The 22,412-nt window shown below is 46.1% G+C and carries 19 protein-coding genes and 1 other annotated feature; of the genes, 9 read left to right on the top strand and 10 right to left on the bottom strand.

The window, feature by feature from the left end:
• Positions 1 to 31: 31 nt before the first annotated feature.
• The 3 genes from LYZ37_RS12345 to LYZ37_RS12335 all read right to left on the bottom strand — a co-directional run bounded on the left by LYZ37_RS12345 (position 32) and on the right by LYZ37_RS12335 (position 2,890).
• Complete coding sequence (locus LYZ37_RS12345; protein ID WP_272785672.1) at positions 32 to 643, bottom strand: TIGR04211 family SH3 domain-containing protein; 612 nt, start codon at positions 641 to 643, stop codon at positions 32 to 34.
• 174 nt (positions 644 to 817) lie between these two features.
• Positions 818 to 2,077, bottom strand: a complete 1,260-nt coding sequence (locus LYZ37_RS12340; protein WP_272787172.1) for an inorganic phosphate transporter — start codon at positions 2,075 to 2,077, stop codon at positions 818 to 820.
• A 132-nt stretch (positions 2,078 to 2,209) separates the two neighbouring features.
• Complete coding sequence (locus tag LYZ37_RS12335; protein ID WP_069667294.1) at positions 2,210 to 2,890, bottom strand: TIGR00153 family protein; 681 nt, start codon at positions 2,888 to 2,890, stop codon at positions 2,210 to 2,212.
• A 206-nt stretch (positions 2,891 to 3,096) separates the two neighbouring features.
• Between LYZ37_RS12335 and LYZ37_RS12330 the strand changes: the two genes are divergently transcribed.
• The gene (locus tag LYZ37_RS12330; RefSeq protein WP_272785671.1) at positions 3,097 to 4,614 is read left to right on the top strand and encodes a CYTH and CHAD domain-containing protein; all 1,518 of its coding nucleotides are present in this window, start codon (positions 3,097 to 3,099) and stop codon (positions 4,612 to 4,614) included.
• Positions 4,615 to 4,629: 15 nt separating this feature from the next.
• On the opposite strand, the gene LYZ37_RS12325 is transcribed toward LYZ37_RS12330, so the two are convergent.
• A complete protein-coding gene (locus LYZ37_RS12325; protein ID WP_272785670.1) occupies positions 4,630 to 5,397 on the bottom strand; it encodes a potassium channel family protein in 768 nt (255 codons plus the stop codon).
• 111 nt (positions 5,398 to 5,508) lie between these two features.
• Here LYZ37_RS12325 and LYZ37_RS12320 point away from each other — a divergent pair, with 111 nt between their 5' ends.
• The 3 genes from LYZ37_RS12320 to hldE all read left to right on the top strand — a co-directional run bounded on the left by LYZ37_RS12320 (position 5,509) and on the right by hldE (position 11,200).
• On the top strand, positions 5,509 to 6,765 hold the full coding sequence (locus tag LYZ37_RS12320) for a methyl-accepting chemotaxis protein (RefSeq protein WP_272785669.1): 1,257 nt from the start codon (positions 5,509 to 5,511) through the stop codon (positions 6,763 to 6,765).
• A gap of 111 nt (positions 6,766 to 6,876) precedes the next feature.
• Complete coding sequence (gene glnE / locus LYZ37_RS12315) at positions 6,877 to 9,717, top strand: bifunctional [glutamate--ammonia ligase]-adenylyl-L-tyrosine phosphorylase/[glutamate--ammonia-ligase] adenylyltransferase (protein ID WP_272785668.1); 2,841 nt, start codon at positions 6,877 to 6,879, stop codon at positions 9,715 to 9,717.
• Between the two features lie 52 nt (positions 9,718 to 9,769).
• Entirely contained in the window at positions 9,770 to 11,200 is a 1,431-nt protein-coding gene (gene hldE, locus LYZ37_RS12310; protein WP_272785667.1) for a bifunctional D-glycero-beta-D-manno-heptose-7-phosphate kinase/D-glycero-beta-D-manno-heptose 1-phosphate adenylyltransferase HldE, read from the top strand.
• Positions 11,201 to 11,317: 117 nt separating this feature from the next.
• On the opposite strand, the gene arcA is transcribed toward hldE, so the two are convergent.
• Positions 11,318 to 12,034 carry a two-component system response regulator ArcA gene (arcA, locus tag LYZ37_RS12305; RefSeq protein ID WP_038202903.1) on the bottom strand — a complete coding sequence of 239 codons (717 nt, stop codon included), beginning with the start codon at positions 12,032 to 12,034 and terminating at the stop codon, positions 11,318 to 11,320.
• Between the two features lie 326 nt (positions 12,035 to 12,360).
• Between arcA and LYZ37_RS12300 the strand changes: the two genes are divergently transcribed.
• A complete protein-coding gene (locus LYZ37_RS12300; protein ID WP_272785666.1) occupies positions 12,361 to 12,750 on the top strand; it encodes a DUF3293 domain-containing protein in 390 nt (129 codons plus the stop codon).
• A 37-nt stretch (positions 12,751 to 12,787) separates the two neighbouring features.
• Positions 12,788 to 13,273, top strand: a complete 486-nt coding sequence (locus tag LYZ37_RS12295) for a putative 4-hydroxy-4-methyl-2-oxoglutarate aldolase (RefSeq protein WP_272785665.1) — start codon at positions 12,788 to 12,790, stop codon at positions 13,271 to 13,273.
• Here LYZ37_RS12295 and LYZ37_RS12290 read toward each other — a convergent pair.
• Entirely contained in the window at positions 13,270 to 13,731 is a 462-nt protein-coding gene (locus LYZ37_RS12290; protein ID WP_069667178.1) for a hypothetical protein, read from the bottom strand. The genes LYZ37_RS12295 and LYZ37_RS12290 overlap by 4 nt on opposite strands.
• A gap of 284 nt (positions 13,732 to 14,015) precedes the next feature.
• Positions 14,016 to 14,135 (top strand) — a sequence feature (Thr leader region).
• 30 nt (positions 14,136 to 14,165) lie between these two features.
• Between LYZ37_RS12290 and thrA the strand changes: the two genes are divergently transcribed.
• From thrA to thrC, 3 genes are read left to right on the top strand one after another with little or no spacing between them, the layout of a single operon-like run.
• The gene (gene thrA, locus LYZ37_RS12285) at positions 14,166 to 16,625 is read left to right on the top strand and encodes a bifunctional aspartate kinase/homoserine dehydrogenase I (protein ID WP_272785664.1); all 2,460 of its coding nucleotides are present in this window, start codon (positions 14,166 to 14,168) and stop codon (positions 16,623 to 16,625) included.
• Positions 16,626 to 16,640: 15 nt separating this feature from the next.
• The gene (gene thrB / locus LYZ37_RS12280) at positions 16,641 to 17,597 is read left to right on the top strand and encodes a homoserine kinase (protein ID WP_004743205.1); all 957 of its coding nucleotides are present in this window, start codon (positions 16,641 to 16,643) and stop codon (positions 17,595 to 17,597) included.
• On the top strand, positions 17,594 to 18,877 hold the full coding sequence (thrC, locus tag LYZ37_RS12275) for a threonine synthase (protein ID WP_272785663.1): 1,284 nt from the start codon (positions 17,594 to 17,596) through the stop codon (positions 18,875 to 18,877). The genes thrB and thrC overlap by 4 nt, the downstream gene beginning before the upstream one ends.
• 224 nt (positions 18,878 to 19,101) lie before the next feature.
• On the opposite strand, the gene LYZ37_RS12270 is transcribed toward thrC, so the two are convergent.
• From LYZ37_RS12270 to mtnN, 4 genes are all read right to left on the bottom strand, one after another.
• Positions 19,102 to 19,722, bottom strand: coding sequence for a TRIC cation channel family protein (locus LYZ37_RS12270; protein WP_171323147.1), 621 nt, complete (start codon positions 19,720 to 19,722; stop codon positions 19,102 to 19,104).
• Between the two features lie 74 nt (positions 19,723 to 19,796).
• A complete protein-coding gene (btuF, locus tag LYZ37_RS12265; protein WP_272785662.1) occupies positions 19,797 to 20,618 on the bottom strand; it encodes a vitamin B12 ABC transporter substrate-binding protein BtuF in 822 nt (273 codons plus the stop codon).
• Entirely contained in the window at positions 20,619 to 21,572 is a 954-nt protein-coding gene (locus tag LYZ37_RS12260; protein ID WP_272785661.1) for a cobalamin biosynthesis family protein, read from the bottom strand. It abuts the gene before it with no gap.
• A 14-nt stretch (positions 21,573 to 21,586) separates the two neighbouring features.
• Complete coding sequence (gene mtnN, locus LYZ37_RS12255; RefSeq protein ID WP_272785660.1) at positions 21,587 to 22,282, bottom strand: 5'-methylthioadenosine/S-adenosylhomocysteine nucleosidase; 696 nt, start codon at positions 22,280 to 22,282, stop codon at positions 21,587 to 21,589.
• Positions 22,283 to 22,412: the final 130 nt, after the last annotated feature.

Raw genomic sequence — 22,412 nt, 5'->3', positions numbered from 1 at the left:
CTTTTTTAGTATCTATTGTTTGTTGCAGCGTTTATGCCCAGCCAGACGGTGAACGCTTTCTACGTGGAATGATATGAGGAAGAATCAAACCAAATAGTAGACCTAGGCCGGCAACGCCGCCACCGTACATAAAGTATTTAAGCAGTAGGTCATCTTTTTGCGTATCAAGTTTAGCGCGCAGTTTACGAACTTCTTCTTGCGAAGCTGACAGCTGCTTACTCATGTCGCTGTAGCCTTGCTCTAGTTCGTTTATTTGCGTGTTACGTGACTCTAGAGAATCAATCAGGCCCGCTTTCTCTTGGTCTGCATTTGAGCGAGCATTAGCAAGTTTCTCTTTTACATCAGCGAGCTCTTTTTCTAGCTTAGGTAGACGAAGTGCCATGCTCTCTTGACGAGTAACGAAACGGCTCTCTACCCAGCCTTTACGACCTTTCGCATCTTCAATTTGTGTGTAGCCAGTATCACGGTTGGTTGAAACTTGCTTCACCTTGTCACCAGCATCGACACTGCCGATGATACGGAATTGGTTGCTAGGACCAGAGTGCATGTAGGTAAATAGCTTATCAGAGATGTAGCGGTCTTGAGCCATTGCTGCAGGGACAGCAAGCATTGATGCCAGAACGAAGCAAACCAGTTTTTTCACGGTAAATCCTTTAACAGTCTATGAGGGTCTGCAAACCCAAAATCTATTTCTTTGCTAACGCCAAATAGTAAGTAGTTTCTAGGTTGACTGCAACAAAGAAGGGAGGCTGAGCCTCCCTTTATGCGGTTTTGAGTCAATAATGACAGTGAGTTAACACATCACTGACCTTATTGATTAAACGAACATTGCTTGAATCGCGTAGAAGAACACAACCGCAAGTAGTGCACCTGCCGGTAGCGTAACAATCCATGAAGCGACAATGTTACGTACTACGCCTAGGTTTAGCGCTGCGATACCGCGAGCAAAACCAACACCAAGCACCGCACCAACTAGAGTTTGTGTGGTCGAGATAGGAAGACCAGTACCAGAAGCTAGAACCACAGTACATGCCGTTGCTAGCTGTGCAGCAAAACCACGGCTTGGCGTAAGTTCAGTGATACCCGTACCTACGGTAGCCATTACTTTATGACCTAGAGTCGCAAGACCAACAACAATACCGAAACCACCTAGAGGTAGAATCCACCAAGCGATTGTGCTCTTACCTGTGATTTCACCCATGTGTTCAACTGTTGAAACAACAGCTGATAGTGGACCAATCGCGTTTGCTACGTCGTTCGAGCCGTGTGCAAAAGCCATCGCACACGCTGTGATAACCATAAGTACGCTGAAGATACCTTCTACACCAGCAAAGCCGTGATCATCTTCGCGGCTAGCGAATTTCTTCTGAATGTAGAAGTAACCACCAGCCATAACGAGTGCAGAAACACCAGCTGCCCACATCCAAGCTTCACCGTTTGAAAGGTGCAGACCAACGTGCTTAAGGCCTTTCTTGATGGTTACCAGAGCGATAACCATAGTGGTGATAAACATGTATACAGGTACAAAGCGTTTAGCATTAAATAGCGGCTTTTCAGTATCGAAAATCAAACGTTGTGCGCTGACAAAGATTACGTAAGCAAAGAAACCTGAGATAACCGGGGTAATAATCCAGCTACCGACGATGCCTTGTACTGAGCCCCAGTCCACAGCTTCGGTACCAACAGATACACACGCAAAACCGATGATCGCACCGATGATTGAGTGAGTTGTTGATACAGGCCACCCCATGTAAGAGGCAAGCAGTAGCCAAGTACCCGCTGCAAGAAGTGCTGACATCATACCGTAGACAAGTACGTCAGGTTGATGAGCAAATAGGGACGTTTCAATTACGCCTTTACGGATAGTGTCGGTTACTTCACCGCCTGCAAGATATGCACCCGCAAATTCAAAGATCATCGCGATAATGATCGCTTGTTTCACGGTTAATGCTTTTGAACCTACTGATGTACCCATCGCATTGGCAACGTCATTCGCGCCAATACCAATCGCCATCAGAAAACCGAAAGCTGCTGCAATAATAATCAGGACAGTGCCGTAGTTCGCAAGGATATCCATCGTAATACCTAGTTGTTGATAACAAGCGGAGCAAAAATTCAGCACGACAAAACCCCTTCAGCGCGTCAGTATTTATCGCCTAGCAGGGGTGTGAACTAGTTAGATGCTCTTCGTTATTTGGTTAACTTATGTTTATGAGCGAGATAGCATCACTTCCAGACGCGCACCAACACGTTGCGCCTGATCAGCAATACCACCTACCCACTCTAGAATTTTGTAAAGGAACATCACATCAATCGGATTCAGATCCGCTTCAATCGCCATTAGGTCTTGGCGAAGTTGAATCTGCATCGCGTCAGTGTCGTCCTCAATCACATCCAGTTGGTGGATCATTTCAGCCACAAGTGTTACTTCACGGCCTTTAAATCCAGTTTCCAATAACTCATCAAGCTCATTGATAACTTTCTGCGCTTGTTCTGCTGCGTCTAAACAACGCTTTACGTACGCAATGAAGTTTTCTTGAAGAGGTGCAGGGATAGTCAATTGACGGCCATATACTCGGCCAGCAATGTCTTTTGCAAGGTTTGCTAGTTTGTCTTGCTGAGTAAGTAGTTCAAGCATATCGCTACGATCTACTGGCATAAACAAACCGCGAGGAAGTTTAAGACGAATTTCGCGCTTTAGTACGTCTGCTTCTTTCTCTAGGTGAGAAATCTGTGCACGAATTTCAGATGCTTTTTCCCAGTCACCCTTTGAACTTACTTCAAAGAAGTTAACGAGATGCGAGCAACATTCGTTTACACACACAACGTGGCGCTGCAAAGGTTTAATAGGGGACTTTGCAAATAACCCCATAATTGTATTTACTGGCATGGTCATTCAACCCAATTAATATAACCTAAAAACTAACATACACCATTTCATGGCGAAATGTTGAACGATGGCTATAAAGGCGCGCATGTTAACCCATTAAATCACTCATTAAAACTGTTTTAGATCATCATTAGCGCGATATTTCTTTCTTGCCGAGTAAGAAAATTGGCAATATCCTGTCTCTATCTGCTTTGAAAGGTATAGCTATGGAAACCGAGATAGAACTGAAGTTTTTTGTTTCTCCCGAATTTTCAGAGACTTTGCGTCAGAAAATATCAGAAACCAAGGTACTTCAGCACAGTTGTCGAGAGTTAGGTAACACCTATTTCGATACGCCTGACCAATGGTTGCGTCAACACGATATTGGCCTTCGTATTCGTCGTTTTGACGATGTTTATGTGCAAACGGTGAAAACTGCCGGACGCGTGGTTGCGGGTCTACATCAAAGACCGGAATTCAACGCTGAACACGACAGCAACGACCCAGAGCTTACCCTTCATCCACTAGATATTTGGCCTGCAGGCAAAGATGTAGCGACGTTACAAGCTGAGCTACAGCCACTGTTTGCCACTAACTTTACCCGTGAACAATGGTTGATTGGGATGCCTGACGGTAGCCAAGTCGAAGTGGCCTTTGACCAAGGTAAAGTAGAAGCAAATGGTAAAGAAGATCCTATTTGTGAAGTGGAGCTTGAGTTGAAGTCGGGTCAAACCGATGCCTTGTTTACGTTGGCAAGAAGTTTCTCTGAGCAAGGTGGGATGCGTCTTGGTAACTTAAGTAAAGCGGCTAAAGGCTACCGTTTGGCGATGGATTACCAAGGTGATGAAGTTAAGCCACTGCCTTTGGTTAAGACTGACAAAAGCGATACGGTTGAATCTTGCTTTATCAATTCTCTAGAGCATGCGCTGTCTCATTGGCATTACCACGAGCAGATTTTTTCAGAGCGTGATTCTATTGAAGCGGTTCATGAAATCAAAAACTCGATCAGCTTTATTCGTCAGATCTTGACCGTTTATGGTGGCGTCGTCCCTCGTCGAGCGAGCGCTATCTTACGTCAAGAGTTGAAATGGCTAGAGCAAGACCTCGAATGGTTGCATGACTACGACTATTTAGATGACCTTCTCGATGACAAAGGCCATGCGCTGCGTAAATTGGACGCACGTAAATTCCTTGTTGGTGAGCTCAAACTGATGCAAGAGCAGCTACCAAGTCGCGATCAGATTTTAGAGCTGCTCAACTCTGCGCGCTACACAGGTCTGTTGCTCGATCTGAGTCGTTGGATCCTGACGCGCGGTTGGCAGCCTTTCTTAGATGAAAAATCCCGTGAGAAGATGTCACTTAATATTGAGCACTTTTCCGTTCAGCAATTGGACCGGACTTGGGCTGAGTTGATGGAAGCTTTTCCACCAGAAAGAAGCCTAACGAGTGCCGACTATATAGAGCAGCAATACCGCTTGATGCGTAACCTCTATACAGGGGTAAGTTTTGCGAGCCTGTTCGATTTTGATGAGCGCGATAGCTTCCGCTTACCGTGGAGTGATTTGCTGCATGGTACTGATGACCTGCTTAAACTAAAAACCTTAGAACAACTGGTTGAGAAGCTTGAAGGTGAAGAGCGTGAGCAATTAGAGCGCTGGTTAGCAAGACAAGAAAGCTCAATCTTACATGCGATGGAGCAGACGCGAGTCATCTGCATCGAAGCCGAGCCATACTGGCAAGATTAATTGATAACGGGAACCTCAGGGTTCCCGTTTTTGTCTGTCTTGATTTCTTTCCAACTGATCTAAGCGTTCAAGTATTTGGTTTTGTTTTTCGACTAACTCAAGCAGCAAGCGTTCTTTATTTTCTGAACGCGTGGTCTGTACTTTTGACGGGGAAGTAATCATCGAGGTAACTAGGCCAGAAATCATACCAAACAAACCTACACCACAAATGATCAACCCCGCCGCTAAAATTCGTCCTGCGTTGGTGACGGGGTAGTGGTCCCCATAACCGACCGTTGAAATTGTCACTAGCGCCCACCACATTGCATCGCCACCATCATGAATATTGGCATCCGGTGAGTGGCCTTCAATAAACAGCATCATGCTTGATCCCGCGGTGAGTAAGATCACCATAAGCAATAAGATCGACGCTAATGTCGTTTCATGCTTGTTCTTGAGCAGTTGCTTGATCACGCTGCGACTCGATCGAATAACCAAGATCACTCGTAAAATTGAAAATAATCGTGCGTAGCGTAGTGGTTCGATCATCGGGATACTTGCCACAAAGTCTATCCAATGGCGTTTCATAAATTGCATCCGATTTGGAGCACGGATCAAATCTACGCTGAGTTGTAGGAGGAATATGCTACAGATTATAAAGTCGAGGCCGATAAGTACTTGTCGAGTTTCTGGGCGTAATGGAAAAAACAATAAGCCAGAGATCACAATTAGAGCCATAAAAGACAGGATTAGTGATAGCAAGCTCATCGGTTTTGTATCGTCTTTGATATTATCTTTATTCATACGAGGCTCGAAATAAATAAATTGCAGTGAAACCAGAGGATTGGGTCTCAGTTACGCTCACTCTAGTACAAAGCGCTGCAAAGATAAAATTGACGAAATGGAGAATGGACAATGACCAAGATGGCATTTAAGCCATGGGAACGCGTGATCACGGATATTCGCCTTGTTCCTAAAATGGTAATGCTGATGGTGTTCAGTACGTTATTGATCATCGGCAAGCAGTTGTGGGATGCGAGTACATTTTACGATGCACTGCTAGCAGCGACACAAAATGCGCAAGTAGCACAACAGCACTATGAAGCCTATTTAGTCCAGGTTGTATGGCAAACCGTCATCATGATCGTGGTCTTCGTTATCCTTCTGTTATTTGCTGCACGTGTGATGCTGCGCCAGACCCAATACCTTAGCGACTCGATTAGAACCATGGCAGAGAAAGACTTGTCAGTGCCAATCGAAATGGAATGTAAAGACGAGTACGGTGACGTTGCACGTGAGCTAGAAAAAACGCGAGTACAGCTGCAAGAGATGATCAAATTGCAGGTTGGTGCTTCTCAAGAGCTTGCGGGACTAACTGAGGTGATGACGCTTAGTATGTCCGAGACCAAAGAGTCGGCACAGGAAGAATTCAATGAGATCGACCAACTGGCAACGGCGATGAGTGAGATGACCTCGACAGTGCAAACCGTCGCGGATCATGCACAAAACGCGTCAACATTGACGGAAAGTGCGTCAGGGCAGGCAGCAACCGGTCAGCGTTTTGTACAAGATACAGTGGTTAAGATTAGTGAGCTGTCACAAGATATTTCTGCTTCTGCTCAAGCGGTGAACCAAGTCGAAGAGAGCGTTGACTCTATCGGTAGCGTGGTCGGTACCATTCAAGGTATTTCAGAGCAGACTAACCTATTGGCTTTGAATGCTGCTATTGAGGCTGCCCGTGCGGGTGAAGCCGGTCGTGGCTTTGCTGTGGTTGCCGATGAAGTACGTAACCTAGCACAGCGTACCCAACAAGCGACCGTTGAAATTCAAGAGATGATCACTCAATTGCAATCAAGTGCCAACTCGGCGGTTGAATTGATGGAGAAGAGCGTTGTTGAAGCGGCAGAAGGGGTAGAGCTTGTAACTAATGCGGGCAGCGAGTTGGATGGCATTGTTGGTCAAGTTCACCAGATCAACGACATGAACTTCCAAATTGCAACGGCAGCCGGTCAACAAAGCAGCGTAGCGGAAGAGATGAATCAGAACCTAACCAATGTTCGTGAACTGGTTGAGGCCTCGGTTACTGTGGTTTCTGAGCTACTTGAAACGTCTGAAATTATGCAGCAAAACGCGGAAGAGTTAGATAAGAAGATCACTTCATTTAAAGTCTAGCTTCTCAACTTACTCCTTATAAACGCTCACTGGCTACTAGTGGGCGTTTTTTATTGGTATAAATAAGGGATTACCCTTCTCTCGATTGGTATTTCTCTACAAGGAAGAATCATGCAACTGCCCGAAAGTCTTACTGCAATTTCTCACTCTGCTCTCGAATCACTCTCTACCTCTCAAGCGTTAAATAGTTGGCCAATGGTTCTAAAAGAACAGCTTGGCTACGTGACTGGCTTGAGTAAGTTTATTAGCCAAACTTTAAGTAGCGACGAAGAGTTAGTTCAGGCACTTCCTGCCATGTTAGCCGAAGAGTCGCGCTGCGAGCAGTACCGACAACGTTTATCACAGTTACTTGAACCTTGTAGTGATGAAATGCAAGGTCACCGGGTGTTAAGGCAGTTTCGTAACCGAGAGATGACTTATATTGCGTGGCGAGACTTTACAGCGTCATGGCCATTAGAGCAGAGCCTAGAGCACCTATCGCAGCTTGCGGAAGCGATGATTTTCGAAACCTACCAATGGCAGTACAAAGCGTGTTGTGAGTTGTGGGGAACGCCGACCAATGCGCAAGGTGAAGCGCAGCCGATGCTGATTATTGGTATGGGTAAACTTGGCGGTGGGGAGCTTAATTTCTCATCGGATATCGATCTGATCTTTACCTATCCAGAAAACGGTGAAACTCAAGGTGCTCGTCGCAGTATCGCCAATGCTCAATTTTTTACTCGTTTAGGTCAACGGATCATTAAAGCGCTCGATCAGCAGACTTTCGATGGTTTCTGTTACCGAGTTGATATGCGCCTGCGTCCGTTTGGAGATAGTGGACCACTAGTGATGAGTTACGCAGCACTAGAAGATTACTACCAAGAGCAAGGGCGCGATTGGGAACGTTACGCGATGATCAAGGCGCGTGTGATGGGGCGCGAGATGTACCCTGAATACCAAGAGTTACGTCAGATGCTGCGCCCATTCGTTTTCCGTCGCTACATTGATTTTAGTGCGATTCAATCATTGCGCCGTATGAAATCGATGATTAGTAGCGAAGTGCGTCGCCGCGGGCTGAGCAACAATATTAAGCTTGGTGCGGGCGGCATACGTGAAATTGAATTTATTGCTCAAGTGTTTCAGCTTATCCGCGGTGGCCGCGAACCAAGCTTACGTCAACGTGGCTTGTTAGATACACTTGATGCGATTGAAGAGTTAGAACAGCTGAGTGCCAAAGAAACCGATCATTTACGCAATGCGTATAAGTTTTTACGTCGCTTAGAAAACTTACTGCAGGCAATGGCAGATAAGCAAACGCAGACCTTGCCAGAATCGGACACTGAACAGCTTCAGCTAGCGGTAGCGATGGGCTATAGCCAGTGGCAAGATCTTATTGCTGATGTGCAACAGCATATGGCCAATGTTCATGCCGTTTTTGCCACTTTGATTGGTGAAGAAGAGGAAGAGCAGCAAGATATTGCCAAGCACTTTACCGAGCTGTGGGATATGGCGGCTAAGCAAGATGTGATTGAGCATATCTTAGAGCATGATATTCAAGCCGATGATCCGCAGCAAATGGCGCAAACCATTATCCAATTTAAGCAAGATTTGGCTAAGAAAACGCTTGGTCCGCGTGGCCGTGAAGTGCTCAACAAGCTGATGCCGAAGATTTTCTCGGCCATCTATAGCCATCAAGATGCCAAGTTTGGCCTGCCGCGCGTGTTGCATTTACTGCATAAGATTGTCACTCGAACAACCTATTTAGAGCTACTCGATGAGCACCAAGCGGCTCTAGTCCAGCTCGTTCGTTTGTGTACCGCAAGCCCGATGATTTCTGAGCAACTGGGTCGTTATCCTATCTTGCTTGATGAGCTTATTGACCCACAGCAGCTATACAACCCAGTCCCACTTGAAAGCTATCGCACTGAACTCCGCGACTTCCTGGCTCGCATCCCAGAAGATGATATGGAGCAGCAGATGGAGGCGCTGCGTCAGTTTAAGCAGATCTGTATCTTAAGAATTGCAGCAGCAGATATTGCGGGTGTTTTACCTGTGATGAAAGTGAGTGATCACTTAACTTACCTTGCAGAAGCGATCGTTGAGTCGGTAGTCAACCAAGCATGGCTACAGATGACCGAGAAATATGGTGAGCCGACTCATATTAAAGAACGCGATGGCAAAGGCTTTGCAGTGGTTGGCTACGGTAAAGTAGGGGGCTGGGAGCTTGGCTATAACTCGGACTTAGATATCGTCTTTATGCATGACTGCCCGGTCCACGTTTATACCGATGGTAAAAAAGAGATTGATGGCCGCCAGTTCTACTTACGCTTAGCGCAACGCGTGATTCATATCTTCTCTACGCGAACCGCATCAGGGATACTGTATGAAGTCGACACTCGCTTACGCCCTTCTGGCGCTTCTGGCTTATTGGTAAGCCCTACTGACGCGTTTGATGAGTATCAGCGTGATGAGGCTTGGACTTGGGAGCATCAGGCACTCGTCCGGGCGCGGATGATTTACGGGGATGCGCCTCTGCAGCAAGCTTTTGCACAAACACGCCACGATATTCTTTGCCTAGAGCGTGATGAAGCTAAACTGGTTAAAGATGTCTCTGAAATGCGGGTCAAAATGCGTGATCACTTGGGCGGCAAGAAAGCAGGGCGCTTTATGCTCAAACAAGATCCGGGCGGTATCACCGACGTTGAATTTTTAGCTCAATACCTTGTCTTACGCTACAGTCATCAAAAGCCTAAGCTTACTCGCTGGAGTGACAATGTACGTATATTTGAAAGCATGATGGCACAAGGCATTATGGATGAAGGGGCTGCTATGGCGCTCACTTATGCCTACACGACAATGCGAGATCAGATCCATCATCGCAACTTATTAAACCTCGATGCCGATGTGGCAGACGAAAAATTAGTCAAAGAGCGTGAGCTTGTGACTAAGCTATGGCACGAGTGGTTAGAATAACGTCGAGCCTTTATGCTAAACTCTTGCCCGAATTAGAATTTGGAGAACCACAATGAAGCCAATCCTACCGAACTACAGTGATTCTGGCGTGCTTATTATCGGCGACGTGATGTTAGATCGCTATTGGTATGGGCCAACAGGGCGCATTTCACCTGAAGCACCAGTGCCTGTAGTAAAAGTAGAAAACAATGAAGAGCGTCCTGGTGGTGCTGCCAACGTTGCGATGAATATCGCCTCACTTGGTGGTCATGCTCATATTGTTGGTTTAACAGGGATTGATGAACCTGCCAAAGTACTTAACGAGACGCTTTCAGCTCTAAAAGTGAAATGTGATTTTGTTGGATTGCCAAACTACCCAACGATTACTAAGCTGCGCGTATTAAGCCGCGGTCAGCAACTGATTCGTTTAGACTTTGAAGACAAATTTGAAAACGTTGATGCTGAGCTGATTCTCGATCGTATGGAACAAGCGCTACCAAAAGTGAAGTCAGTGGTGCTATCTGATTACGCTAAAGGCGCACTAGAGCATGTTCAGCAGTTCATCCAAAAAGCACGCGCCGCTAAAGTGCCAGTATTTATCGACCCGAAAGGTGCGGACTTTGAACGTTACCGTGGTGCGACGCTACTGACGCCAAACATGGCGGAATTTGAGCATGTGGTTGGTAAGGTAAAAACGGATGAAGAGCTAGTCGAGAAAGGTTTAGCACTGATTGAAGAATTTGACTTCGAAGCACTACTGGTGACTCGCAGTGAGCATGGCATGACACTACTACGCCGTGATCAAGAACCTTTCCACCTTCCAACTCAAGCGAAAGAAGTCTACGACGTAACGGGTGCGGGTGATACGGTAATCTCTGTACTGGCAGCTTCTGTCGCAGCGGGTAAACCGTTGGATCAAGCTTGCGCACTTGCCAATGCTGCAGCTGGCGTTGTTGTTGGTAAGCTCGGTACATCAACCGTTTCAACTATTGAACTTGCTGAAGCGGTACATGGTAGCCAAGATACCGACTTTGGTGTGATTGGTGAGCAGGCGCTGATTGAAGCGGTTAAGAAAGCACAGTCAAAAGGCGAGAAGGTTGTCATGACTAATGGCTGTTTTGATATTCTTCACGCAGGTCATGTCTCTTACCTAAACCACGCTGCTGAGCTAGGCGATCGCTTGATTGTTGCTGTTAATACCGATGAATCGGTGAAACGCCTTAAAGGCCCAGGCCGTCCGGTGAACCCTACTGATCGTCGTATGGCAGTATTAGCAGGTCTTGGTGCGGTTGATTGGGTGGTGCCTTTTGGTGAAGACACACCGCAGCGTTTGATCTCTGAGGTTCTACCTGACTTGCTAGTAAAAGGCGGTGACTACAAACCTGAAGAGATTGCGGGTGGTAAAGAAGTGATCGCTAATGGTGGTGAAGTTAAAGTGCTTAACTTTGAAGATGGTTGTTCGACGACTGAGATCATCGATGCTATCAAAGGTGGCCGCGGCTAACCTAGGTCAACAGACCCTAACAACGAATGAAAAAATGCTCGCTAAATAGCGAGCATTTTTATATCCAATATATACAAAAATGGAGCCGATTGGCTCCATTTTTTGATAAAGAGTTGATTACTCTTCTAGATCACCACAGAAGCGGTAGCCTTCACCGTGAATCGTTGCAATGATTTCTGGTGTACCAGAAACTGATTCAAAGTGCTTACGAATACGACGAATCGTTACGTCAACAGTACGGTCGTGAGGCTTAAGTTCGCGACCTGTCATTTTCTTCAGCAGGTCTGCACGTGTCTGAATCTTGCCAGGGTTTTCACAGAAGTGAAGTAGAGCACGGAACTCAGAACGCGGTAGCTTGTAGCCATCGCCGCTTGGGCTAACCAGTGAGCGACTGTTGATATCAAGTACCCAACCATTGAACTCGTATTTCTCTACGCTGCGCTTTTCTTCGCTAACTGCGCTTGAATTCATCGAGCGATTCAGTAGGTTGCGAGCACGGATAGTCAGTTCACGTGGGTTAAACGGTTTAGTGATGTAATCGTCAGCACCGATTTCTAGACCAAGAATCTTATCAACTTCATTGTCACGGCCTGTTAAGAACATTAGTGCAACGTTAGCTTGCTCACGCAGTTCGCGAGCGAGCAGTAGACCATTCTTGCCTGGTAGGTTGATGTCCATAATGACCAAGTTCACTTGGTTATCAGACAGCACCTGGTGCATCTCTTCACCGTCACTGGCCTCAAAAACAGCGTATCCCTCTGCTTCAAAAATACTCTTTAGAGTGTTACGAGTTACTTGCTCATCTTCAACAATAAGAATGTGCGGGGTTTGCATTGGCGGTACCTAAACTTGTGAAAAATTTGTGCTAATAGAATAAATTCTAGGCAAAAACATAACATACAGGTAATGTGATGTTGATAATAAACCAAAGACTGTAAAAATACACTCTCTTTGATCGCCCGCCATCCTTGGTGCTGCTTTTCTACGCTGAAGAGGTCCCTAATCCTCTACATTCTACTAGTCTTTGAGGCGGATTCTATAATGTTAACAGCATGCTAACAACGTAGAAATGTTAATTCCAATCACTTTGTTGATTTATATCAAGAGTTAGAATGTAACAAATATTAATAGTATCTATTAAATGTATAACTTGTGATTTTATGGCAATTGATTCTGACCTCTGGCAGGCCTACTGCGATCCTTACTTTCGTTTTGAGCGACATCTAATGTGCAGCCAGTTTGCTATTGTTACAGCTTGGAACCCGAAAAGTATTTGGCTGTCAAAAAGTGATAATGACAGAAATAATCAACACTTAGCTCAAGAAGTGAGCCATACTTGTTGGTGTAGCGTCCAAGTGGGCAATGAGGATTTTTCTTGGTTTGAAGAGAGTTTTGCTGTTCAGATTAGCCAATACGAGGCGTTAGAGTTAGGGCGAAAATACCAACAAAACGCCATCTATTATGTCGAAGGAGAGAGGCTATTTCTCCTTTCCTGCTTAGAAGATCAAAGCAAGATCGCGCTAGGCAATTGGCGCAGCCGCTGTCGATAGGATTCGATTTTTAATTTTGGAAGTTCATGGAGGAAAAATGAAAGATATAACCCCTGATATTTGTGATAAGCATGAAGAAAAGGTCACTCTGCTAGAGTTACCTCTGCACAGCTTTGGTCAAAAATTTGCTTTTTACGGCGAAATTGTCACGGTGCGCTGCTATCACGATAATTCAAAAGTTAGAGAAATGCTGAGCCAAGATGGTACGGGAAAAGTACTGGTTGTTGATGGACATGGTTCTTGCCAGAAAGCCTTGTTAGGCGATCAACTGGCGATCTTGGCTATCGATAACAACTGGGAAGGTGTGATCGTCAATGGTGCCGTTCGAGATGTTGGCATGATGGCTGAAATGGAGTTAGGTATTAAAGCCTTGGGGACTTGTCCATTTAAGACAGAGAAACGTGGTGCTGGGGAAGTGAATGTCACACTGACAATACATAACCAGATGATTCAACCTGGCGATTATATCTATGCGGATTGGAATGGCGTTTTAATGTCTACCGAACTGCTAGATTGGAGCTAGAACCTAAAGCCTAGCCCTACTTCAACTCCTTTTTGCCACTCTTGGTAGTCGAGAGTGGCATGCACATCTAAGTTGTCTGTGAGTTTCATCCGGCTCGATACTTCGGCCGCTATACTGGATTCTTTCCCTTCTGATAAGGTCTCATCGCTGTAGGAGTGCAAGGTACTTTGTACTGAAACTCTTGGTGTCAATTGGTAACTCACACCACTAAGGAAACCTGTCTCATTGATCTTATCGTTATTGTTAAGTCGCGCACCGACATAAAGATCGACTTTGTCGAACAGATTGTAAGAGTAGCCACCATCAATTTTCCAAGAATCAAAATCATACTGATCGTTTTCAGTCGATAAAAAGATCTTATGTGGCGAAGTGGATTGCTGAGAAGGTAAGGGAGGCAGTTCGGTTGCAAACAACGGGCAGGCGCATAGTAGCGCTGATAGGCTTAGGATTATTTTCATATGCCACTCCTTTGTTATTGTCTGCTTTCCACTGCAAAACTAATTAAAGCATAAAACGAACGAACTAGTTGCAAGTTTTATATAGCAATTAGTTATTATGATATGTGCTAATGGTTTCATTGATTGTTGCAATCGATGATTAACATGATGAGATGTTGTGAATGCGAGTGAGCCTGAGTGTGAACAAAAAATAGTAACTTTTCGTTGACGAGAGCAGGAAAAATAAGGTAAACGTATAGGTAAGCAAACACACATCGTAAAGATAATTAAGAATATGCAGCACCAACGCCTAGTAATGACCACAACCATTATTATTACCGACATCGCTATTGTTGGGGCAGGCTGCTAAGCGAAAGAAATTTTAAAAAAAGGCCTGTATCCCACCAGATACAGGCCTTTTTTTATGCCAATTTATGACCTATTTGGAGGAAGGGATGCGAGTTTTAAAGTTTGGAGGTTCATCATTAGCGGATGCTGATCGTTTTTTAAGAGCGGCAGATATCATTGCTAATAATGCCCAGCAAGAAGAAGTGGCGGTTGTGCTTTCAGCACCGGGTAAAACCACCAATAAGTTAGTTTCTGTGATTGAAGGCGCGTTAAAAAATGGAGAGGCTGAGCTGCAAATTGCCGAGCTCGAAGATTCTTTCCGCGACCTTTTCCAAGATATCAAACAAGTGCTGCCAAACATTGATGGCAGTGGTTACGACAACCAAGTTAAAACTTCTCTAACCCAGTTACGTCAATTCGTTCATGGCATCAACCTGTTAGGCATGTGCCCAGACAACGTTAATGCTCGCATTATCAGTAAAGGTGAGCGCGTTTCTATCCAACTAATGAAGGCGGTATTAGAAGCGAAAGGACAAGCGGCGAGTCTGATTGATCCTGTTCAATACCTATTTGCTCGCGGTGAGCATTTAGAAGCTATGGTTGATGTTGAAGTTTCAACGCAAAACTTCCGCCAAAATCCTCTTCCTCAAGGTCACGTTAACATCATGCCTGGTTTTACTGCGGGTAATGAAGATGGCGAATTGGTCACGCTAGGTCGAAACGGCTCAGATTACTCAGCGGCAGTATTGGCTGCATGTCTGCGCGCGGATTGCTGTGAGATATGGACCGACGTAGATGGCGTCTACAACTGTGACCCTCGCCTAGTAGATGACGCGCGTTTACTTAAATCGCTCAGCTACCAAGAAGCAATGGAACTCTCTTACTTTGGTGCTTCCGTTCTGCACCCTAAAACCATTGCGCCTATCGCTCAGTTCCACATTCCTTGTTTGATTAAAAACAGCTTTAACCCACAAGGAGCGGGGACTTTAATCGGTCAAGATACAGGTGAAGACAACCTAGCCATTAAAGGGATCACGACGCTTAGCGACTTAACAATGGTTAACGTATCTGGCCCAGGTATGAAAGGCATGGTTGGCATGGCGAGCCGAGTGTTCGGTGCAATGTCCTCAGCAGGTGTCTCTATTGTGCTGATTACTCAGTCTTCTTCTGAATACAGCATCAGTTTCTGTATTGAAGCACAAGACAAAGAAATTGCTGAGCAAGCACTGAGCGAGACTTTCGAGCTTGAGCTTAAAGACGGTCTACTAGAGCCTGTCGAATTTATCAGTGACGTGGCTATCGTAACGCTAGTGGGTGACGGCATGCGCACATCACGTGGTGTGGCTTCGCAATTCTTCTCTTCCCTAGCTGAAGTGAACGTCAACATTGTCGCTATTGCACAAGGTTCTTCTGAGCGTGCTATCTCAGCGGTGATTCCGGAAGATAAGATCTCTGAAGCGATCAAAGCGTGTCATGAGAATCTATTTAACTCGAAACACTTCCTCGATGTCTTTGTGGTTGGTGTCGGTGGTGTCGGCGGTGAGCTGGTGGATCAGATTCAGCGTCAGCAAGCTAAATTGGCAGAAAAAGGCATTATCCTACGAGTATGTGGCCTAGCAAACAGCAAGGGTTTATTGCTAGATAGCGAAGGGCTACCGCTCGATCATTGGCGCGATCGCATGAAAGATGCTTCCGAAGAGTTTACTTTGGCTCGCTTGATCTCTCTTGTTCAACGTAACCACATCATCAACCCTGTGCTGGTGGATTGTACTTCAAGTGAATCTATCGCCAATCAGTACGCAGATTTCTTGGCAGCAGGCTTCCACGTTGTCACACCAAACAAGAAAGCCAATACGTCGAGCATGGCTTACTACCACCAATTGCGCGATGTTGCGCGTAGCTCTCGCCGCAAATTGATGTACGAAACAACGGTAGGTGCTGGCCTGCCAGTTATCGAAAACCTACAGAACCTTATTTCTGCAGGTGACGAACTTGAACGCTTTAGTGGCATTTTATCTGGTTCACTTTCTTACATCTTCGGCAAGCTTGATGAAGGTATGACGCTAAGCCAAGCGACCAACATTGCCAAAGACAATGGCTTTACAGAGCCTGACCCACGTGATGACCTTTCAGGTATGGATGTAGCGCGTAAGCTACTTATTCTTGCTCGTGAAGCGGGTATGAACCTTGAGCTTGAAGATGTGATCGTCGATCAAGCACTGCCACCTGGCTTTGATGATTCAGGCAGCGTAGAAGAGTTTATGGCTCGCCTTCCAGAAGCGGACGCTTACTTTAAACAGCAATCCGCTCAAGCCGCTGAAGAGGGCAAAGTACTGCGTTATGTGGGTGAAATTGCAGATGGCCAATGCCGCGTAAGCATTGCCGCAGTAGATGAAAATGATCCAATGTTTAAGATTAAAGATGGTGAGAACGCACTGGCATTCTACAGCCGCTACTACCAACCAATTCCGCTTGTATTACGCGGTTACGGTGCGGGTACTGAAGTAACAGCGGCAGGCGTTTTCTCAGACGTGATGCGCACATTAGGTTGGAAGCTAGGAGTTTAGAATATGAGCCGTGGTATGGATGTAGCAGTTTACGCTCCAGCATCAATTGGTAATGTTAGTGTCGGTTTCGACGTGTTGGGGGCGGCTGTGTCCCCAATTGATGGCACTTTGCTCGGTGATCGAGTTTTAGTGAAATCAGGTAGCGAACCATTCAGTTTGAAAACAGCAGGTAACTTTGTTTCTAAGCTGCCTGCGGATCCAAAAGAAAATATCGTTTATGACTGTTGGCGAGTATTTGCCAGAGAGCTAGACAAAAAAGGTGAAGCGCTGCTAGCGTTGGAAATGACGTTAGAAAAGAACATGCCAATCGGCTCTGGATTAGGTTCTAGTGCCTGTTCGATTGTTGCCGCGCTTGATGCACTAAACCGTTTTCATGGTGAGCCGTTAAATGAGACAGAACTGCTCGCACTCATGGGTGAAATGGAAGGCCAAATTTCTGGTGGCATCCACTATGATAACGTTGCGCCATGTTACTTAGGTGGCGTGCAGCTTATGCTAGAAGAGCTTGGGATTATTAGCCAAGAAGTGCCATGCTTTGACGATTGGTACTGGGTAATGGCTTACCCAGGGATAAAGGTTTCAACCGCTGAAGCGCGCGAGATCTTGCCTTCTCAATATCGCCGTCAAGATATCATTGCTCACGGTCGCCACCTTGCTGGCTTTATCCATGCATGTCATTCAAATCAACCTGAATTGGCAGCGAAGATGATCAAAGACGTGATCGCTGAACCGTATCGTGAGAAACTGCTACCAGGCTTTGCTGATGCACGTAAATATGCAGCTACAGCCGGGGCTCTAGCTACTGGCATTTCTGGTAGTGGCCCAACACTATTTAGTATTTGTAAAGATAAAGATGTCGCTGAGCGAGTTGCTCGCTGGCTTGAACAGAACTACGTACAAAATGAAGAAGGATTCGTCCATGTTTGTCGCCTCAACAAACAGGGTTCGAACGTAACAGGAAGTGAGCTATGAAGCTGTACAACATAAAAGAAAATGATGAACAAGTATCCTTTGGCCAAGCCGTTCGCCAAGGGTTAGGTCGTAACCAAGGCCTTTTTTTCCCACAAGAGTTGCCTAAGTTCGATGATATCGATGCCCTGTTAGCAGAAGATTTTGTTTCACGTAGTACAAAGATTCTTTCGGCGCTAATTGGTGATGAGCTTGCGGAAGAGAAAGTGAACTCTCTAGTGGATGCGGCTTTCCAATTCCCAGCGCCAATTAACAAAGTCAAAGAAGGCGTATACGCGCTAGAGTTATTCCATGGTCCAACATTAGCGTTTAAAGACTTTGGTGGTCGCTTTATGGCGCAGTCACTCGCGGCTGTTTCTGATGGCGGTAAAATCACCATCCTAACTGCAACTTCGGGTGACACAGGTGCAGCAGTGGCTCATGCCTTCTATGGAATGGAAGACATCAATGTCGTTATCCTATATCCAAAAGGTAAGATCAGCCCACTACAAGAAAAGCTGTTCTGTACCCTAGGTAAGAACATTCATACAGTAGCCATTGATGGCGACTTCGACGCTTGTCAGGCTTTGGTTAAGCAAGCATTTGATGATGCAGCATTGCGTGAAGAGATTGGCCTAAACTCAGCAAACTCAATCAATATCTCACGCCTAATGGCGCAAATTTGTTACTACTTTGAAGCCGCTTCGCAGCTAAGCAAAGAGCAGCGTGAAAACCTAGTTGTGTCTGTGCCAAGTGGTAACTTTGGTAACTTAACGGCGGGTCTACTGGCTAAAGCACTGGGTTTGCCAATCAAACGTTTCATTGCCGCGACTAACGCTAATGATACAGTGCCACGCTACCTAGAAACGGGTGAGTGGGATCCTAAGCCAACAGTGGCGACAACATCGAATGCGATGGATGTTAGTCAACCAAACAACTGGCCACGTATCGAAGAGCTATGCCGCGTAAAAGAGTGGGGCTTAGAGACGCTTGGTAAGGGTGCGGTCACTGATGCGCAAAGTGCTGAATCAGTTAAAGAGCTGCATGAGCAAGGCTACCTATGTGAGCCACACGGTGCGATCGCTTACCGCGTTCTAGACGAGCAGCTTCAAGAAGGTGAGACGGGTCTGTTCCTATGTACTGCACACCCAGCTAAGTTCAAAGAAGTGGTCGATGATATACTAGGTTCAGATATCGAACTTCCAGGGCCACTTGCTAAGCACGCAGCCATGGAGCTTCTATCTGAAGACCTAGCGAACGACTTTGACTTGCTAAAACAAGTACTGCGTCGAGTGCAGAAGTAATCCGCGCTTATTGAATACGAAAAAGGTCACTTCGGTGACCTTTTTTATTTGGGTCGTTACCTACTTGTCATTCCTAGACGTGTTATTACTGTCATCCTCAAGAGTGAGGAACGAACGAGTTGGGGATCTCTTAAAGCAAGTCGAATTGGATTTGGAGATTCCTTACTCACTCATTCTTCGTTCTAAGGAATGACAATTAAAGTAAACCTTTGGAAATAATCCCGCTACCGATTCAAAGCAAACGTCGGCAGTGACAAGTGCCAGCGAATTGCTCCGAGACGAATCAGAAGCGTTGAGAATACGCCTGCTAGGAAGGCTGTGTCACTGTCTTGTCCCATGGCTAAAGCGGTGGTGTGGAATGCGCCGCCAATGATACATGCGGTCGCATACACTTCACTTCTAAGAACCATAGGTACTTCACGGGCAAGTACGTCACGAATAATACCGCCGCCACAGCCTGTTATCACACCCATAATGATCGCAACTAGCGCAGAGTCTTGGTAAGCCATGGTTTTTTCAACACCAATGCCGACAAACACCGCGAGACCAATGGCATCACAGACAGGTAAGATCCACCATGCGAGACGTTTAGGTCTTCTGACGATAAGCATGGTGAGCAAGCAAGTAATCAGGATGGTCCACAAATAGTTGGTATCGGTGATCCAGAAAACCGGCGTCGCGCCCAAGGCCATATCACGGATGGTGCCTCCGCCAATCGCGGTGACACTACCAAGTACAGCAACACCAAAAGGGTCCATTTTTAATCGACCCGCTAATAGAACACCTGAAATTGCAAAAATAGCCGTACCGAACAAGTCGACGACATAAAGCAGCATGGAATCCATGACACTAAAATCTCTTACTTAAGAAAGGGGACAGAAAACGAAGAGGGATTGTACGAGATCTCATCGTTTAACCGTTAGCGATTTCGCCTTACTGTTTCGAAATGCTCACAAACTTGCTCGATAGCTTTGAGCGTTCTTGGCGTTGGGCGATTTATCCAGTCTGAATTTAAAGACCAGATATAGTTGTTCTTTACCGCCGAAAGTTGCTCACTCCACTGCGCCCAAATATTGCCATTGGCGATAGCATGCTGAGAAGTAAACATCACTTCTGGGTTCAGCAAGATGACTTGCTCTTTCCCTACTTGCGGGTAAGGAGCAGCACTGCTCTCAAAGATATTTTCACCGCCACAGAATGAAAATACTTCACTAGGCCATTTGCCTTGCGCCAAAGTGATAATAGGTTGCTCACTCAGTTGGTAGAAGTAACGAACTTTAGACTCTGTATCATAACGATTTTTGAGTTCTGCTAGCTGATCTCTGAAGTCCTGCGCATTTTTTCTTCCGACATTCGGATCTTCTGCATATTCGCTTAGTTGCTCAATGTTGGCAGCAATATCTTCTAGTGAATGGGTTTGAGAGTAGTAAATATTGAGGCCAAATTGCTTAAGCTTGTCGAGCTCTCCATTCGGGTTACCAGAAGGCCACGCGATAATGAGATCCGGTTGTAGGGCGATGATACGCTCGATCTTGATCCCTTTATAGTTCGCGACTTTTTCTATTTTTTGCGTTTGTTCCGGGTAATCACTTCGTTCACTGACGGCGACAAGTTTGTCTCCAAGCCCTGCGGCAAACGCAAGTTCTGTTGCGTGTGGTGCCAAGCTGATAACGCGCTCGGCAGGAGCTGATACTGCAAAGTGAGAAACAAAAGCCGTCAGGAGCAATAAGGTGAAACGCATTTAGATTCCTTGATAGATTAAGCCCATGATAAGGCTTTGGATAATAATCCAAGCCAACATTCGCCACGCCAGAGTTTTTTGTACCTGAGCAATATGAATGGCTGATGGAGCAATGCGACCACCAAGTTTAGCGCGTACCGCTTTGTGCCCGTCATAAATCGCCGGACCGCCGAGTGAGAGTTCAAGCTTGGCACCGACGGAAACCAATAGCCAGGCAGGTCCAGGAAGAGGCCACGATTTGGCTTGTTCTTGAAGTAGTTGGGCGGTTGCTTGTGCCCTATGACCTAAGGTGATCATGATGGCAAACAGCCTCAGTGGGATAAAGTCTAATACTGCCACTGCACGAACTGCGGGAATACCAAATGGTGAAAAGCGTTGTCTGCTTGGTGACCATGCCCGAGCCAACTCTACACTCATGCGATACATGAACGCTCCGATACCACCGCCAATGGCATACCAGAAAAGCACGCCGACGACATTACGGCCGTAGGACATGATCAGAGTTTCTGCGCCCGCTTTGCCGAGCCCTAGTATTGATAAAGGCGCGGTCGAGCGATTGATGAGTGGCTTGATGAGCATTTTGGCATGCTCTTTATCTTCGCGTGCCATCGCAGCGACAAATTGGGCGGTAAACTTATCAGTATTACGCCAATCAATCGCGAGCAGCAAAAAGGCCAATTCGAACAACTCTGGCTGCCAAACTAGTGGTTTTAGTGCAATCAAGACAGCGAGCATTGGAAATAGCATTAATAACCAAGCTAGAGTGCCAGAGATAATGCTTTGCGAGTAATTGGAATTAACGTTGACCTTGTCCGCTAATTGCTCAGCAAACTTATGCCACAAGATGGCGGGATGTGCCTCACGTGGGAAGGGCAGGATTAGATGAAATAAAAGCGCACCCCATAATACGAGGAGCGCGCCATTTGAGTAAAGTTGATTGAAAATATCTTCCATGATATCGCTTTAGCTTACTTCAGCAGGTCAACCATTTTTACCACCATCTCTGATGAACTCTTAGCAGCTAGCGGTAGGAACTCATCAAAGCTCATGCCTGCTTCTTTGTCGGCTACGTCAGAGATAGCACGTACGACAACGAATGGGACCTTGAATTGGTGACAGGTTTGAGCGATAGCTGAAGCTTCCATTTCAACGGCGATAACCGAAGGGAAGTGTTTGCGAATGAAGGCTTGGCGCTCCGCGCTTGCTACAAATGCATCACCAGTACAGATTAGTCCACGTACCGCGTGTTTGTCTTCCATTTGCGCCAGTGCTTTTTCAGCCACATCCATCAGTTTTTCATCTGCCATGAAAGCCGCTGGTTGCTGTGCCATCTGTCCCATTTCGTAACCAAATGCTGTGACGTCTGCATCGTGGTGACGAACTTCAGTTGAAACAACAACGTCGCCAAGGTTTAGGCTAGAGTCAAAGCCACCTGCAGAACCTGTGTTAATCACGGCATCAGGCTTGTATTCGTCAAGAAGAATTGTCGTGCCTACCGCAGCAGCAACTTTACCGATACCTGATTGAAGGAGTACAACCTCTACACCATTAAGCTGACCCGCGTAGAAAGTACAACCTGCTTTAGAGACTTCTTGGCAGTTTTCAATAGCTTGCTTAAGAATAGAGACTTCTTGCTCCATTGCACCGATGATGCCGATTTTCATAAGGAATCCTGTTAATTCAAATAGGTAGGTTTGGATAGGCTAAGTGTAACAGAAAAGGGAAGGATGGGAACGGGCTACGCCCTACGGAATAGGGAACGGACTTTGTCCTATGGAACACTTCGTTTCGGGA

The sequence above is a fragment of the Vibrio tubiashii genome (assembly GCF_028551255.1).
Taxonomy (GTDB): Bacteria; Pseudomonadota; Gammaproteobacteria; order Enterobacterales; family Vibrionaceae; genus Vibrio; species Vibrio tubiashii_B.
The sequence above is the reverse complement of the archived record's forward strand: the minus strand, read 5'-3'. Positions and strand labels throughout refer to the sequence as shown.